The sequence below is a fragment of the Peribacillus sp. NPDC097675 genome, assembly GCF_050277655.1.
GTDB lineage: Bacteria > Bacillota > Bacilli > Bacillales > DSM-1321 > Peribacillus.
The window spans coordinates 508,803-522,256 of the sequence record NZ_JBNNSK010000001.1 but is presented as its reverse complement, the minus strand read 5'-3'; the positions used below and the strand labels follow the sequence as shown (position 1 = coordinate 522,256).

Annotated in this window: 14 protein-coding genes; 2 read left to right on the top strand and 12 right to left on the bottom strand. The window is 39.5% G+C overall.

The window, feature by feature from the left end:
• Nucleotides 1-151: 151 nt before the first annotated feature.
• Nucleotides 152-688, top strand: a complete 537-nt coding sequence (locus ACQKL5_RS02605; RefSeq protein ID WP_427606457.1) for a DUF309 domain-containing protein — start codon at nt 152-154, stop codon at nt 686-688.
• A gap of 41 nt (nt 689-729) precedes the next feature.
• On the opposite strand, the gene ACQKL5_RS02600 is transcribed toward ACQKL5_RS02605, so the two are convergent.
• Entirely contained in the window at nt 730-1,065 is a 336-nt protein-coding gene (locus tag ACQKL5_RS02600; RefSeq protein ID WP_427606456.1) for a GNAT family N-acetyltransferase, read from the bottom strand.
• 565 nt (nt 1,066-1,630) lie between these two features.
• Here ACQKL5_RS02600 and ACQKL5_RS02595 point away from each other — a divergent pair.
• Nucleotides 1,631-2,500: a DUF1002 domain-containing protein gene (locus tag ACQKL5_RS02595; RefSeq protein ID WP_427606455.1), complete on the top strand. Its 870-nt coding sequence runs from the start codon at nt 1,631-1,633 to the stop codon at nt 2,498-2,500.
• Nucleotides 2,501-2,587: 87 nt separating this feature from the next.
• Here ACQKL5_RS02595 and lysA read toward each other — a convergent pair whose 3' ends face one another.
• From lysA to ACQKL5_RS02540, 11 genes are all read right to left on the bottom strand, one after another.
• On the bottom strand, nt 2,588-3,916 hold the full coding sequence (lysA, locus tag ACQKL5_RS02590; RefSeq protein WP_427606454.1) for a diaminopimelate decarboxylase: 1,329 nt from the start codon (nt 3,914-3,916) through the stop codon (nt 2,588-2,590).
• 265 nt (nt 3,917-4,181) lie between these two features.
• Entirely contained in the window at nt 4,182-5,666 is a 1,485-nt protein-coding gene (locus tag ACQKL5_RS02585) for a spore germination protein (RefSeq protein ID WP_427606453.1), read from the bottom strand.
• Nucleotides 5,650-6,228, bottom strand: coding sequence for a stage V sporulation protein AE (locus ACQKL5_RS02580; protein ID WP_427606452.1), 579 nt, complete (start codon nt 6,226-6,228; stop codon nt 5,650-5,652). The genes ACQKL5_RS02585 and ACQKL5_RS02580 overlap by 17 nt, the downstream gene beginning before the upstream one ends.
• A gap of 30 nt (nt 6,229-6,258) precedes the next feature.
• Nucleotides 6,259-6,681, bottom strand: a complete 423-nt coding sequence (locus ACQKL5_RS02575; RefSeq protein WP_427606451.1) for a stage V sporulation protein AB — start codon at nt 6,679-6,681, stop codon at nt 6,259-6,261.
• Nucleotides 6,671-7,291: a stage V sporulation protein AA gene (locus ACQKL5_RS02570; protein WP_427606605.1), complete on the bottom strand. Its 621-nt coding sequence runs from the start codon at nt 7,289-7,291 to the stop codon at nt 6,671-6,673. The genes ACQKL5_RS02575 and ACQKL5_RS02570 overlap by 11 nt, the downstream gene beginning before the upstream one ends.
• Before the next feature lie 162 nt (nt 7,292-7,453).
• Nucleotides 7,454-8,749, bottom strand: coding sequence for an NCS2 family permease (locus ACQKL5_RS02565; protein ID WP_427606450.1), 1,296 nt, complete (start codon nt 8,747-8,749; stop codon nt 7,454-7,456).
• 283 nt (nt 8,750-9,032) lie between these two features.
• Nucleotides 9,033-9,800 (bottom strand): RNA polymerase sporulation sigma factor SigF, encoded by a 768-nt coding sequence (gene sigF / locus ACQKL5_RS02560; protein ID WP_427606449.1) that lies wholly within the window; start codon nt 9,798-9,800, stop codon nt 9,033-9,035.
• Nucleotides 9,801-9,813: 13 nt separating this feature from the next.
• The gene (spoIIAB, locus tag ACQKL5_RS02555) at nt 9,814-10,254 is read right to left on the bottom strand and encodes an anti-sigma F factor (RefSeq protein WP_427606448.1); all 441 of its coding nucleotides are present in this window, start codon (nt 10,252-10,254) and stop codon (nt 9,814-9,816) included.
• Nucleotide 10,255: 1 nt separating this feature from the next.
• Nucleotides 10,256-10,606 (bottom strand): anti-sigma F factor antagonist, encoded by a 351-nt coding sequence (spoIIAA, locus tag ACQKL5_RS02550; RefSeq protein ID WP_427606447.1) that lies wholly within the window; start codon nt 10,604-10,606, stop codon nt 10,256-10,258.
• 130 nt (nt 10,607-10,736) lie between these two features.
• Nucleotides 10,737-11,903 carry a D-alanyl-D-alanine carboxypeptidase family protein gene (locus ACQKL5_RS02545; RefSeq protein ID WP_427606446.1) on the bottom strand — a complete coding sequence of 389 codons (1,167 nt, stop codon included), beginning with the start codon at nt 11,901-11,903 and terminating at the stop codon, nt 10,737-10,739.
• A gap of 199 nt (nt 11,904-12,102) precedes the next feature.
• Nucleotides 12,103-13,407: a pyrimidine-nucleoside phosphorylase gene (locus ACQKL5_RS02540; RefSeq protein WP_427606445.1), complete on the bottom strand. Its 1,305-nt coding sequence runs from the start codon at nt 13,405-13,407 to the stop codon at nt 12,103-12,105.
• Nucleotides 13,408-13,454: the final 47 nt, after the last annotated feature.

Here is a 13,454-nt window from a genome sequence, read left to right as displayed (position 1 = left end):
ACTGACGACACAAGCTGATTGCATAGCAATCAGCTTTCCTTATTTTTTCAGGACATTTTTTTATGATACTATGGTGTTTATACCGAGAAAGTGGGTAGATGTCTAAGAACTGTCTTATCGAAAGGAACATCAACCAAAGGAGGGACTACTATTGCATTTACCTGAAGAATATCTCTCATTTCTCGTCCATTTTCACGGAACGAGAGATTATTTTGAGTGTCACGAAATACTTGAAGAATATTGGAAAGAAACTGCTCCTAAAGAACGTGATTCGCATTGGGTCGGACTGATTCAAATCGCCGTTGCTCTCTATCATGATCGGAGGGGCAACAACCCAGGAGCTTCCAGAACGCTTGCCAAGGCCATCTCCAACCTTCGTTTAAAAGAAGATGAGCTACAGCAATTGGGCCTTGATTCAGAAGCCCTGATTAATTTGCTTCAGCACACACATGAACGAATGTTGCTTAATGAGCCATATAAAAGTATCAATCTACCCATCAAGGACCCTGATTTACTTGCAAATTGTCAATCCTTATGTAATCAAGAAGGATATACTTGGGGCATTGAAAGTGATTGTACGAATTTAGAATTGGTCAACAGGCATTTAACACGCGATCGTTCTGAAGTCATTTTAGAAAGAAACAGGCAACTTTCTCATAGGAAACTAAAAATAGAGGATCACTCATGAGAGGATCCTCTATTTTTAGTTAAATTATTAGATTAAGTTTCTCAACACTTTTCAATAAAACTTTCCGTATGTTCGTTGGCCTTTAATTCTTTGTCAGGGTATTGTTCTTTCACTGACTTAACCATTTCTTTGCCAATGCCTTGCTTACGGAAAGAAGGATTTACAGATACGTGTTGAATCTCGATGAAATCGGGACTTATCTGTATTCCAATCAGGCCTATGATTTCTTCATCTTTCCATAAAAACAACTGCAAGTTTTCATCCGTTTCATAATTCTTCATGGTATTCCGAAGCACTTTTATCTCTTTTTCGTTTGGCATGAAAGATAATAACCCCATGGCAAATTTCTCATAACTTTTCTTATACTTAATCAACATAATATCCCTCGTTACTAAATAACGTTTTTTATTAATTACTTGTTTATCTAGTTAATCCGCTTTGATGTACTCTCACTTATGACATTTACATCATACATAAAAACTTTAATCGTTTCAACATCACTTTCAGCACTTGATTTATCGATCTTCTAGTGCTATGCGATGAATGCCCAGTAGATAATTCCCCATATCAAAGCAACAACAAGCATCATAAGTAAAAGTGTTTTATTGCTTTTTCTCATCCCATACTCCCTTTATTTTTATAATTAACTATTTAAATATCGAATTCATTCTACTATAACTTAGCACATTTTTACAAATACTCTTGCAATCTTACGCTGTTTTTACTACATTGATAAAGGATATAATGATTTCATAGCGTGTCCTCTTCGATACAAATGATAAAGAGGTGTTACTTTTGCGGCATATTTAATTCAGAATAAAAAGTTAAGGAAAAACTGTATGTTTTTTTCCCTTGGTTTCGTCAATTCTAATATAACCCTATAAGTAGGCTAAATTCCTTTAAAAAAATCCAATTTTAGAGGAAAAGTTAAGGAGGAAAATCATGAAAAGTATGAAGAAATGGGTCATTTTGACCGTTTTATTGTGTTTGTTGTTGCCTTATAAGGCATTTGCGGATGCTGCCGTTGGCGATATGATTGTTACACTTGGAGAAAATTTGTCTAAAGAACAAAAAAGCATGCTTCTTTCGGAGATGAAGGCGCCTGCTGATGTGGAAGTCCTAACTGTCACCAATGCAGAAGAACATGAATATTTAGGAGATTACATTGCTAGCAGATTAATAGGTACAAAGGCTATATCATCCTCTGCCATTACATTAGAGGAAAAAGGTACAGGGCTTAAATTGGAGTCGAAAAACATTAACTGGGTTACGGATGAAATGTATATCAATGCACTTGCGACCGCTGGGGTTAAGGATGCCACCGTCTATGTTACTGCGCCAATCCCTGTTTCCGGTACAGCTGCACTAACAGGAGTCATTAAAGCATATGAGCTTTCTTCTGATAAAGTAATCTCTGAAGATGTTAAACAAGCAGCTAATGAAGAAATGGTAACCACTGCTGAGTTGGGAGATGAAATTGGTACAGAAGAAGCTTCTGCACTAGTGACGAAAATAAAAGAGAAAATGGCAGAAAATCCTCCCGCTTCAACAGAGGATGTCCGTAAGATTGTGGAATCCGCAGCTAAAGACCTTGGCCTCGTCTTAAATGAGGGTCAAATTCAAAGCCTAATTGATTTATTTAATAAATTAAAAGAATTGAACATTGATTGGACCGCCGTTGGAGATCAATTGACGGAAGCTAAGGATAAATTGTCCAACTTCCTTGAATCTGAAGAAGGACAATCTTTTCTGGATAAATTAAAGGGTGTTTTCGAAAGTTTAATAGATGCCATTAAGTCATTTTTTAGCTGATTCAGATTGAACGTAACCGAATATATAGTAAAAGGCAGAAACGTTAGTTATCAACATTTCTGCCTTTTTTATATTGATTGACATGAATTATTCTTTATTAAAGCTTACTGCTTCGTGGAAAGCTAAATCCTGACGGATAAGATCATCGAATGTTTCACGCTTGATGACTAAACGAGCTTCCCCATTTTCAACGAAAACCACAGCTGGCCTAGGAATCCGGTTATAATTGTTAGACATGGAATACCCATAAGCACCGGTACAAAAAACAGCTAAAATATCTCCGCGTCCAGCTTTTGGCAAGGGCAAATCCCAAATTAACATATCTCCGCTTTCGCAGCATTTCCCGGCAATGGCCACCGTTTCCTCAACAGGATCAAGTGGGCGATTGGCAAGAACGGCATCATACTTAGCTTCATATAAAGCAGGACGAATATTATCGCTCATGCCCCCATCAACGGCTAAATATTTTCGAACGTCCGGAACTTCCTTTTCTGAACCGACTTTGTATAAGGTTAGGCCTGCATCCCCGACTAACGAGCGCCCAGGTTCTATCCAAATCTCCGGCATTTCTAAATCTGAATGGGCAATCTGTTTTTGCACTTCCCTCACAATTTCCTCTACATATTGAGAAGCTGGAAGCGGATCGTCTTCCTCTGTATAACGGATACCGAATCCGCCACCAAGATTCAACACCTTCGGCTGAAAACCTAATGATTTATGCCACTCTTTAAGCTTGCCAATGATTTTTTGAGCAGCCAGAAGGAACCCTGTTGTTTGAAAAATTTGTGAACCTATATGACAGTGCAATCCGAGAACTTCAAGCCAGTTGCTTTTTATCGCTTGGTTCAAGGCATTTTCAGCCTGTCCATTAATAAGATCGAAACCGAACTTTGAGTCTTCCTGCCCTGTTAAAATATAATCATGTGTATGAGCTTCAATGCCCGGTGTCACACGTAAAAGAATGTGGACTTTTTCTTCACGATTTGAACATATCTCTTCCAGTAGCGTCAATTCAGAAAAGTTGTCCACAACAATGCACCCTATTTGATTATCCAGTGCCATGTGTAACTCTTCTATACTTTTATTATTTCCATGGAAATGAATGCGTTCAGTTGGAAAACCGGCCTTAATCGCCGTATATAACTCCCCTGCTGAGACGACATCGAGAGATAATCCCTCTTGTTCGGCCAATTGAATCATGGCAATTGAGGAAAAAGCCTTACTCGCATAAGCCACCTGTGCCGGAATTCCCAATTCTTCAAATGTCCGTTTAAAACCTCTTGCCCGCTCACGTATCAATTCCACATCATAAACGTATAACGGCGTTCCGAACCTTTCAGTCAATTCAACTGTGTCCACTCCGCCAATTTCGAGATGTCCTTGATTATTCACTTGACTCGTACCATACATATGCATACTAGTTTCACCTTCCTGACCTAAAACTTACAGTTGAGATAGGAGGAACTCAGGGGTCTTTTCCGCAAAAAAAAGTTTAGCCCCTTTGAACTGATCCTATTTAATTCATCCTATCTACCTGTTTAATACAATCCCATCAATATAATTACGGTTAGTTCGAAGTCAGATTGGTTTAACTTCAAAGAGTTCTAAACTCTTTGTAAAGCCACTTTACTGCTTTATTCGAATAAAATTAAATTAACACAACTTTTCGACAACATCAACCTTAAGATTTCTTAGGCTGTCTATATTTGTCCAGAGGATGGACGATACTTGGTCGTTCTCTAGAGCCCGGGAAAGGTCTTCTTAATATAATATGAGACAAGGCTCTCGGTTGAAATGGAATTAATGGCCATAAATAGGGAGTATTCAATGCTTTTATGCTCGTTAATAATATGATATAAAGCGTTATCCCTATGATTAAGCCAGGTAATTTAAATAGAGCCACCAAAACGATCAAGGCCAATCGAGCCAGTTTATTGGCGACACCCAATTCCAAACTTGGAGTAACGAACGTTCCGATGGTCGCTACGGACGCATATAGAACGACTTCCGGAACAAATAATCCTACATCAATGGCAATCTGTCCAATCAAGACTGCAGCAATTAAGCCCATTGCAGTGGAGAGCGGAGTCGGAGTATGAATGGCCGCCATCCGAAGAAATTCAATTCCGATATCAGATATGAAAATTTGGACAACAATTGGAATGTGCGTTTTTTCACTTGGCCCGATAAATTCCAGCTTATCAGGAAGGAAATTAGGCTCTAAACAAAACAATAACCATAAGGGAAGCAAAAATAGTGAGGCCGCTATCCCAAGAAATCTAGTCCACCTTACCATGGTGCCGACGGCAGGAGATTGTCTGTATTCTTCAGCATGCTGCATATGATGGAATAAGGTAGAAGGTGTGATAATGACGCTAGGTGAAGTATCCACATAAACTAGCACATGCCCCTCTAGCAAGTGCGTTGCCGCCACATCAGCCCTCTCAGTGTATCTGACAAGCGGATATGGGTTATATCCTTGCTTAACGATAAACTCTTCTACGGTTTTATCCGCCATTGTTATTCCATCTATTTTTATGTCTTCCAATTTCCTGCGAACATTTTCAATTAATCCCGGGTCCGCTATATCTTTAATATAACCTATCGCTATATCCGTTTTAGAGCGTTCGCCGACCTTCATTATTTCGAAACGTAATCTTTCATCCCGAATCCTCCGTCTGGTGATTGCAGTATTGACGATGATATTTTCAACAAAACCATCTCTCGATCCACGTACGACTTTTTCTGTATCGGGTTCTTCAGGCTGTCGTCCCGGGTAACTCCTGACATCAATAACCAGCCCTATATCGTATCCATCGATTACAATGACGATTAAACCGGAAAGGACTTGGTCAACCAACTCATCCATCGTACGTATTTCTTCCACGGATTGGTGAACGAGTAAATTTTTCATGAAATCAAATACTTTTGTCGTTTTTATTTCAGTATTTTGAGAATGGATCATGGAGTTAAGAAGTTCAATGATGAATTCCGTGTCAGTAAGTCCATTCACATAATAAAGATGAACATCTTTTCTTAAAACATTTATTTTCCTTACGCCTAAATCAAAGCTGACACCAAGGCCAACCCTCTTTTCCATGTAAGTATCTACTTCCACCACGTTAGTCGGAATGGGCTTCATATTTTGTTTATCCTCCGATGCCATCAAGTCCACTCCTTTCCAGTATTATCTGCACGGCAAGTTTTGTGATTGGTGCTCCTTTTTTAAAGTCATCCTGGTGTGACATTTTCCCAATATCCCCAATCCCTACAACGATAGGAGCTTTTAATTCATCAATGCAATAAACCGTATCGCCCGTTATTTTTCCGATTTCGAATTCCTGGGCTCCGAATTTATCGACCCCATTCTCCGTCAGTTGGCCGTCCCTGTCTATACAAACATCGACCTTGGTCCATTCTTCCCTCCTAGTTTTCGAAGCAACGGCTATGATGCCCAGGACATGGATGTCTGGGTGGTTTGCAACCACCCTCATCGCCGTTTCACCAAATCCCTCACCGATGAAGCCACTATCATCGAACATGACCAAGACGGGATCATTCTTCGCTTTCTTTATGAGCTCCACTACCTCCAACCCCGTAAATCGGGACGGATTACCTTGTGACATAGAAATACAGCGTCCTCCGATTTCCCTAGCCACCAGCTCCACTGCGCGATTAGCATATACATCTCCATCCGTTATCAATATCACTTTCCGTTTGGTCACCATCTGGAGCCTTCCTTTCATCATCAGGTACGCTTATAAATCGACAAAATAAATCCATTGAAAAAGCGAACCAACTATTTTACCTAAAACAAGTGCCATAAGGAGGTAAATAATCTTATCTTGTATCCCAATCCGTTTAGAAAGGATTGGAAAAACATTCAATACCTCGGTCAATGCGGCTGCGAGCATACCGTTAAAAATCCCGTCTGCAAGACCAATGGGAATCAATAAAATGGTAGGAAGAGAAAAGGTAGTCCCCTGTAGGCCAAACCATGTTCCCCCGACCACTCCTAAAATAATGGCCGCTTCATAAGATCGAACCATTTTTAACGTTTTCGTAAGCTGTGTCAGTCTTGGTATCACACCAAGCACAGTCAGAAACGCTACAAAACCAGCTCCTGTAGCAATACCGCCGGCTAGCCCTACAAAAATCCCGAAGATGATATTACCTGTCATCTAGATGTCGCACGCTCTCATTATTTTCATTCATAATGACGTAACGGTCTAAATCTTGCTGGTAATTGAACATTTCTACCTCGAGCGGGCTGGGTTCTTCATTAAAGCGTTTCTTAAAGAAGTGATTAAAAAATAAAATCATTCCAATGCCAAGTCCAAAACTATAGGGTATTTGAATCAATAGAGGCTTATCATCTACCCTTCCTGTTATTAGCGTAAAGAGTTTTTGATGGACTTCCGCCATACTGACATCTACATGGAAATTCATAATGGTGATTCCCCCTCCAATAAATAAGAGAAACCAAATAACCGCAAAAGTAATGAAAGACATTTTCTTTTTTGAATAAATAACTTCAATGATTGTCTGAGATGGCCCAAATGTCTCCACTTCAATATGTGGATCGATTGCCTGTATGGCCATGATAAGCTGGGCCAAATCGATGATGATGATATTTTTATCTTCATGATCCACCGTTAATAAGAGAGCTTCTTCGATTCTCGCAATTAATTCTTCTGGACCGATTATTTTTGCAACATCCTTTATCTTTACCTTTTGATCTATCTTGACATGTACTCGATTCCTCATCCTTGTGTATATGACTGCCATCACTTTCACATCCCGACCTTTAATTTCCTTATAATAGTAGTATGGATTGGAAACAGATTGAAAATGCAGGAAGAAAACGATGTCCAAATATTACTAATTTCATAAATAGGAAAAAGTAAAAAGACATGCTGGATGTCAGCATGTCTTTTGTTAGATGTCATTCAATTAATGGGTTGGGAAAAAGATCATTTGAATTAAGAAAATTACCCCAAAAATATAAATAAGCGGATGAACCGATTTTCCATTTCCGCTAAACAATTTCATCAAAGGATAAGTGATGAAACCCATTGCAATCCCTGTGGATATGCTTGAAGTAAGCGGCATAGTCAAGATGATTGCAAATGCGGGAAAAGCTTCATCGAAAACCTTCCAATTTACTTTAGCTAAGCCTTCCATCATAAAGCAACCCACAATGATCAAGACAGGTGCAGTAATGGCCGAAACGGAAGAAATAGCCGAAATTAATGGCGAAAAGAACACTGAAAGCGCGAATAAGATGGCCACGACTGTTGCCGTTAAGCCTGTACGGCCTCCAGCTGCTACCCCTGTACTCGATTCAACATAAGCAGTTGACGGGCTTGTTCCAAACATAGAGCCGACTGTCGTTGCAATCGCATCTCCCAAAAATGCTTTTTTGGCTCTTGGGATTTTCCCATCCCTCGTCAATCCTGCCTGTTCCGTTACTCCAATTAACGTTCCCGTTGTATCAAAGATCGTCACAAGTAAAAAGGCAAAAACGACTGTATATAGAGAATTACTAAATACTCCAGCAATATCAATATCAAAAAACACCGGTGCAGGTGGTGTCGATAATACACCATCAAATTTCAGCAATCCCATAAAATAACCTATGATGGCTGTAACGATCATGCCAATGAAGATTGCTCCTTTAACATTTCTTGCCATCAAAATTAATGTAAATAATAGACCAATAAGTGCCAGAACGGTGCCTGGTTGATGTAAATCCCCAAGTGTAACCATCGTTGCTTCATTTGGTACGACAATTCCTGCATTCTTCAAGCCCATAAATGCGATAAATAAACCTATTCCAGATGTAATTCCATATTTCAACGAATTTGGAATGGCCTCTATAATCATTTTGCGCAAGCTCGTCACACTCACCAAAATGAATAATAGCCCTGCAATGAAAACTGTTCCGAATACGGTTTGATAAGAAAGACCTTGTGCTCCGACCACACTGGCGAAATAAGCATTGAGTCCCATACCCGGTGCGACTGCAATCGGATATTTCGCTAACAATCCCATAATAAGGGTACCCAGTACAGCAGATATGACCGTAGCCATAAACACCTGTTCAAAAGGAATTCCAATCGAAGATAATAAAGCTGGATTCACTATAATAATATAAACCATGGTGAAAAATGTCGTAACACCTGCCATAACCTCAGTGCGAACATTCGTCCCATTTGCTTTTAAGGAAAAAAACTTTTCTAAAAACATATTTCTGACCTCCATATTAAAGGAAACACCCATTTCAATCGTTTGCACAAAGGGGACCTTAAATTAGTTCCGTATTCCAGATTGAAAAAAACCTTGAGGAAATAGATTTAAATCCGAATGAAACCGGCGACCTTTACTATAATATTCGTTTTTACCACTGAATTCAACTATAAAATTTGATTTCCCTTCATTTTTTATAAAAATTCATGTCTACCCTCTACTTTACTTCCTTACTATTTCCAAAAACCAACTTTTTCTCCCAGCAAATGAAAGACCACATGAATCAACGATTCATGTGGTCTTTCATTTGCTGAAGGATTTTTTTCTCCAGGCGAGACACTTGAACTTGAGATATACCAAGCCTTACAGCTACTTCAGATTGAGTCTGGTCTTTATAATACCTGAGAAACACAATTAACCTTTCACGTTCATTCAATTCTTGGATGGCTTCTTTTAAGGCGATTTGATCGAACCATGTAGTATCATTATGGTCGGCAATCTGGTCGAGAAGAGTAATGGGGTCTCCATCATTTTCATAAACAGTTTCATGAATGGAAGAAGGAGTACGGCTAGCTTCCTGGGCCATAATAATTTCTTCAGGTGATAGTTCAAGATGCTCTGCCAATTCATTTACAGTCGGAACACGGCCATACGTTTTTGAAAGTTCCTCTCTGGCCCTACGGATCTTATTTGCCATTTCCTTTAAGGAACGGCTCACTTTCACCGTACCATCATCACGGATAAACCGTTGAATTTCCCCGATAATCATGGGGACAGCATAGGTAGAGAACTTCACTTCAAACGTCAAGTCAAATTTATCAACTGATTTTAATAACCCGATACAGCCAATCTGATATAAGTCATCCGGTTCATATCCACGATTGAGAAATCTTTGGACGACGGACCATACAAGCCTTAAATTGCTGTTGACAATTAAATTCCTTGCATCCTGGTCTCCACTCTGGCTGAGTTTAATCAGCCTCCGCAATTCCTCATCTTTTAAATGGGTCTGGCCTTTCTTGCTCTTCTCGTATTTAACCTCCACATCCATATGCAAGTCTCCCTTAATTGCACAAAGCTCTGCTTGTAGTTAAGTGCTTTTTTAATCGAATAATCGTTCCTTCGCCTTTATGAGAAATGATATGAATTTCATCCATGAAGTTCTCCATGATGGTAAATCCCATACCGGAACGTTCAAGCTCGGGTTTAGTCGTAAATAGAGGCTGTTTAGCCTCCTCGACATCTTCAATGCCCAGCCCTTCATCACGAATCGTCACTTCGACCATGTCGTCTTCAATGACCACAGATATGTACACCCACCCTTCCGGATCGTTTTCATATCCATGGATAATCGAATTCGTGACAGCTTCCGAAACGACCGTCTTAATCTCTGTCAATTCATCCATCGTGGGATCTAATTGGGCTATGAATGCCGCAACCGTCACCCTGGCAAATGATTCGTTTTGGCTAAGTGCAGAAAATTTCGTTTCCATCTTATTTTTCATGTTAGGCAACCCCCAGTCTTTGCAAAGCGTTTTGTTCGGATAGTTCTAGTTTAACAATTTTAAACAAACCTGACATCTCAAATAACCGCTTTACCGCTGGAGAGATTGCACAGACGACCATCTCACCTTGTTTCTGGTGTACCTGTTTATAACGCCCTATAATAACCCCCAGCCCGGAACTGTCCATGAAATGCAATTCATCTAAGTTCAGGATAATGTGCTGGATATCATGCTTTTGAATGGCCGCCTCAGCCTGTGCTTTTAACTTTTCTGCTGTATGATGATCTAAATCACCTTTGAGACGAATGCATAAGATTCTACTTTTCGCTTCCATATCAATTGAAAGACTCACTATATACAGCCTCCTTCACTGTCTTATAATGAGTCAAATTCTATGTCTAATCTGCAGATTCCTTCTTCATGGCAAAACTAGTGTCCATTCGCCTAAAATAGTTTAATTACAAGACTATGCGACAATTTAATTATTTTGTTTGTGTAAACATGCCGAATGCCCGTTTATATAGTTGCCACCAGCTGGCCTTTTCAACAGTTTCCTTCGAAACAATCGGTGATTCGACATACACCTTTCCATTTTTTATCAACTGGAGCGTACCAATTTGATCCCCTTTTTTGATTGGAGCTTTAAGATTTTTTTCTAAAATCACTTTTTTTGTGAAGTCTTTTGCGGCTCCACTCTTGGCAGTCAAAACAGATATAGGTTCGCTTGTCACACCTACTGCCATTTTCTTACTACCTTTGCTCACCCTCGATTCTCCCAAAACTTCCCCTCTTTTGTAAATTGGATAGGTGATATATTGAGAAAAGGCATAATCCAACATTTTTGTTACCTGGGCATTTCTTTCCTTCGGATTATTCGCTCCGAATACTACAGCAATTACCCGCATATTTCCCTTTTTCGCCGTAGCCGTCAGACAATACTTCGCTTCATTTGTAAATCCAGTTTTTAATCCATCCACTCCCGGATAGAATTTTACAAGTCGGTTCGTATTAACAAGCCAGAATTTCTTATCTGTATTTTCACGAAGATAATCTTCGTATGTACCCGTGAATCTTGTGATCATGTCATACTTCAACAATTCCTTAGCCATGATAGACATATCATGTGCTGAACTGTAATGGTCCTTGACTGGTAAGCCTGTTGCATTTTGAAACTTCGTATTTTTTAATCCGAGGTCTTTTGCTTTCTTATTCATTTTCTTGACGAACTCTTCTTCAGATCCAGCAAGATGTTCTGCCATAGCAACTGATGCATCATTTGCAGAACCAATTGAAATACCCTTAAGCATTTGTTCAGTCGTCATCTCTTCTCCAACTTCCAGAAAGATTTGAGAACCACCCATCGATGCCGCATACTCACTCGTTCTGATTTTTTCCTTCATGCTGAGTTCGCCCTTATCGATTGCTTCCATAATAAGTAGCATCGTCATGATTTTTGTCATACTAGCAGGCGAAAGACGTTCATCTGCATTTTTATCATATAAAACAGTTCCTGTATCCCGTTCAATTAATATCGCAGATTTTGCATTTGCCGCTAGGTCCACACCTTTTTTTTCTGATGCTTGAGTATGCGGGATGCTAGTGCCCGTTGCCATTAACACGATTAAAAATAGAGAAAGAATCCGCTTCATCTCCATAGCCTCCAATCTTTATATTTTTATTTTTTCCATATAACCCATTTTTATACAAATAATCAGGCAGAATTATTTACGGTAGGCGAAATACTAGGTTAACGAGGAATTATAAAAGGAGAGGATATATTACACCCTCTCCTTCCGGGGAAAATATTAAAAGGCCACCCTTTAAAAGGGTGGCCTGCTTAAAGTGAAATCATTCCATGATTTCTTTATAGATTAATGTAGGTTTTTCGACTTTTTCTTTCGAAACAGTGATATTTTCATACAATTTTTCTTTTACTTTCGAAACATCTTCAAAATTACTGTAGATTGTGACAAGTGACTCACCTTTTGTCACAGCTTCCCCGATTTTCTTACGTAGCATAAGACCTACAGCCAAATCAATTTCTGATTCTTTAGTAGCTCGTCCAGCTCCTAGAAGCATCGCAGCCGTCCCAATTTCATCAGCAACTATTTCCGAGACATATCCATCTTCTTTGGCTTCAAGCTCAAAAGTGTAAGAAGCTTGTGGAAGTTTTTCTGGCTGTTCTACAACTGAGCCATCTCCTCCTTGTGCCTCCAAGAAAATCTTGAATGAACGGAGCGCAGAACCATCTTTTATTGCATTTTCAAGCAGGGTTCTCGCCTCTGCAAGTGTGCTTGCCTTTTTAGCAAGGTACACCATATGACTTCCAAGTGTTAAAGATAGTTCCGTTAAATCTTCCGGACCTTCCCCTTTAAGCGTATCGATAGCTTCTTTAACTTCTAAAGCATTTCCAATCGCGTAACCTAGCGGCTGGCTCATGTCTGAAATGACGGCCATCGTATTACGGCCAACATTATTCCCGATGCTCACCATAGCATGTGCCAATTTCTCGGAATCTTCAAGTGTCTTCATGAATGCGCCTGCACCAGTTTTTACATCAAGAACAATAGCATCGGCACCAGCAGCTATTTTCTTACTCATGATTGAACCAGCAATTAAACCAATGCTATTGACGGTAGCGGTAACATCACGTAATGCATAAAGTTTTTTATCTGCCGGAGTCAAGTTTCCACTTTGACCAATAACCGCTATTTTATTCTTATTCACAAGTTCAATGAACTCGTCGTTTTCAATTTCCACATGAAATCCTTTAACGGACTCCAATTTATCGATGGTTCCACCTGTGTGGCCTAGACCCCGTCCTGACATTTTTGCAACAGGTACGCCAACAGCAGCTACTAACGGTCCAAGAACTAGTGTTGTCGTATCACCAACACCGCCTGTAGAATGTTTGTCGACCTTAATTCCTTCTATCATCGATAAATCAATTTGATCTCCTGATTCAACCATTGCCATAGTTAGATCAGCACGTTCCTGTTCGTTTAACTCCTGAAAATAGATTGCCATTGCCCATGCACTCATTTGGTAATCAGGAATAGTACCATTGGTAAACCCTTCAACAATAAACTTTATTTCTTCAGTTGACAGTGTCTTTCCATCACGTTTTTTTGCAATTAAATCAACCATTCTCATATAGGTTATTCCCCATTCTTTACAGTGCTAGTTTTCACTGTACATAT

Bases quoted from the DNA above. Each gene is read 5' to 3' on its own strand.
- ACQKL5_RS02600 (WP_427606456.1), bottom strand. From the start codon at position 1,065: ATGTTGATTAAGTATAAGAAAAGTTATGAGAAATTTGCCATGGGGTTA.
- ACQKL5_RS02595 (WP_427606455.1), top strand. From the start codon at position 1,631: ATGAAAAGTATGAAGAAATGGGTCATTTTGACCGTTTTATTGTGTTTG.
- lysA (WP_427606454.1), bottom strand. From the start codon at position 3,916: ATGCATATGTATGGTACGAGTCAAGTGAATAATCAAGGACATCTCGAA.
- ACQKL5_RS02585 (WP_427606453.1), bottom strand. From the start codon at position 5,666: ATGGCATCGGAGGATAAACAAAATATGAAGCCCATTCCGACTAACGTG.
- ACQKL5_RS02580 (WP_427606452.1), bottom strand. From the start codon at position 6,228: ATGGTGACCAAACGGAAAGTGATATTGATAACGGATGGAGATGTATAT.
- ACQKL5_RS02575 (WP_427606451.1), bottom strand. From the start codon at position 6,681: ATGACAGGTAATATCATCTTCGGGATTTTTGTAGGGCTAGCCGGCGGT.
- ACQKL5_RS02565 (WP_427606450.1), bottom strand. From the start codon at position 8,749: ATGTTTTTAGAAAAGTTTTTTTCCTTAAAAGCAAATGGGACGAATGTT.
- sigF (WP_427606449.1), bottom strand. From the start codon at position 9,800: ATGGATGTGGAGGTTAAATACGAGAAGAGCAAGAAAGGCCAGACCCAT.
- spoIIAB (WP_427606448.1), bottom strand. From the start codon at position 10,254: ATGAAAAATAAGATGGAAACGAAATTTTCTGCACTTAGCCAAAACGAA.
- ACQKL5_RS02545 (WP_427606446.1), bottom strand. From the start codon at position 11,903: ATGAAGCGGATTCTTTCTCTATTTTTAATCGTGTTAATGGCAACGGGC.
- ACQKL5_RS02540 (WP_427606445.1), bottom strand. From the start codon at position 13,407: ATGAGAATGGTTGATTTAATTGCAAAAAAACGTGATGGAAAGACACTG.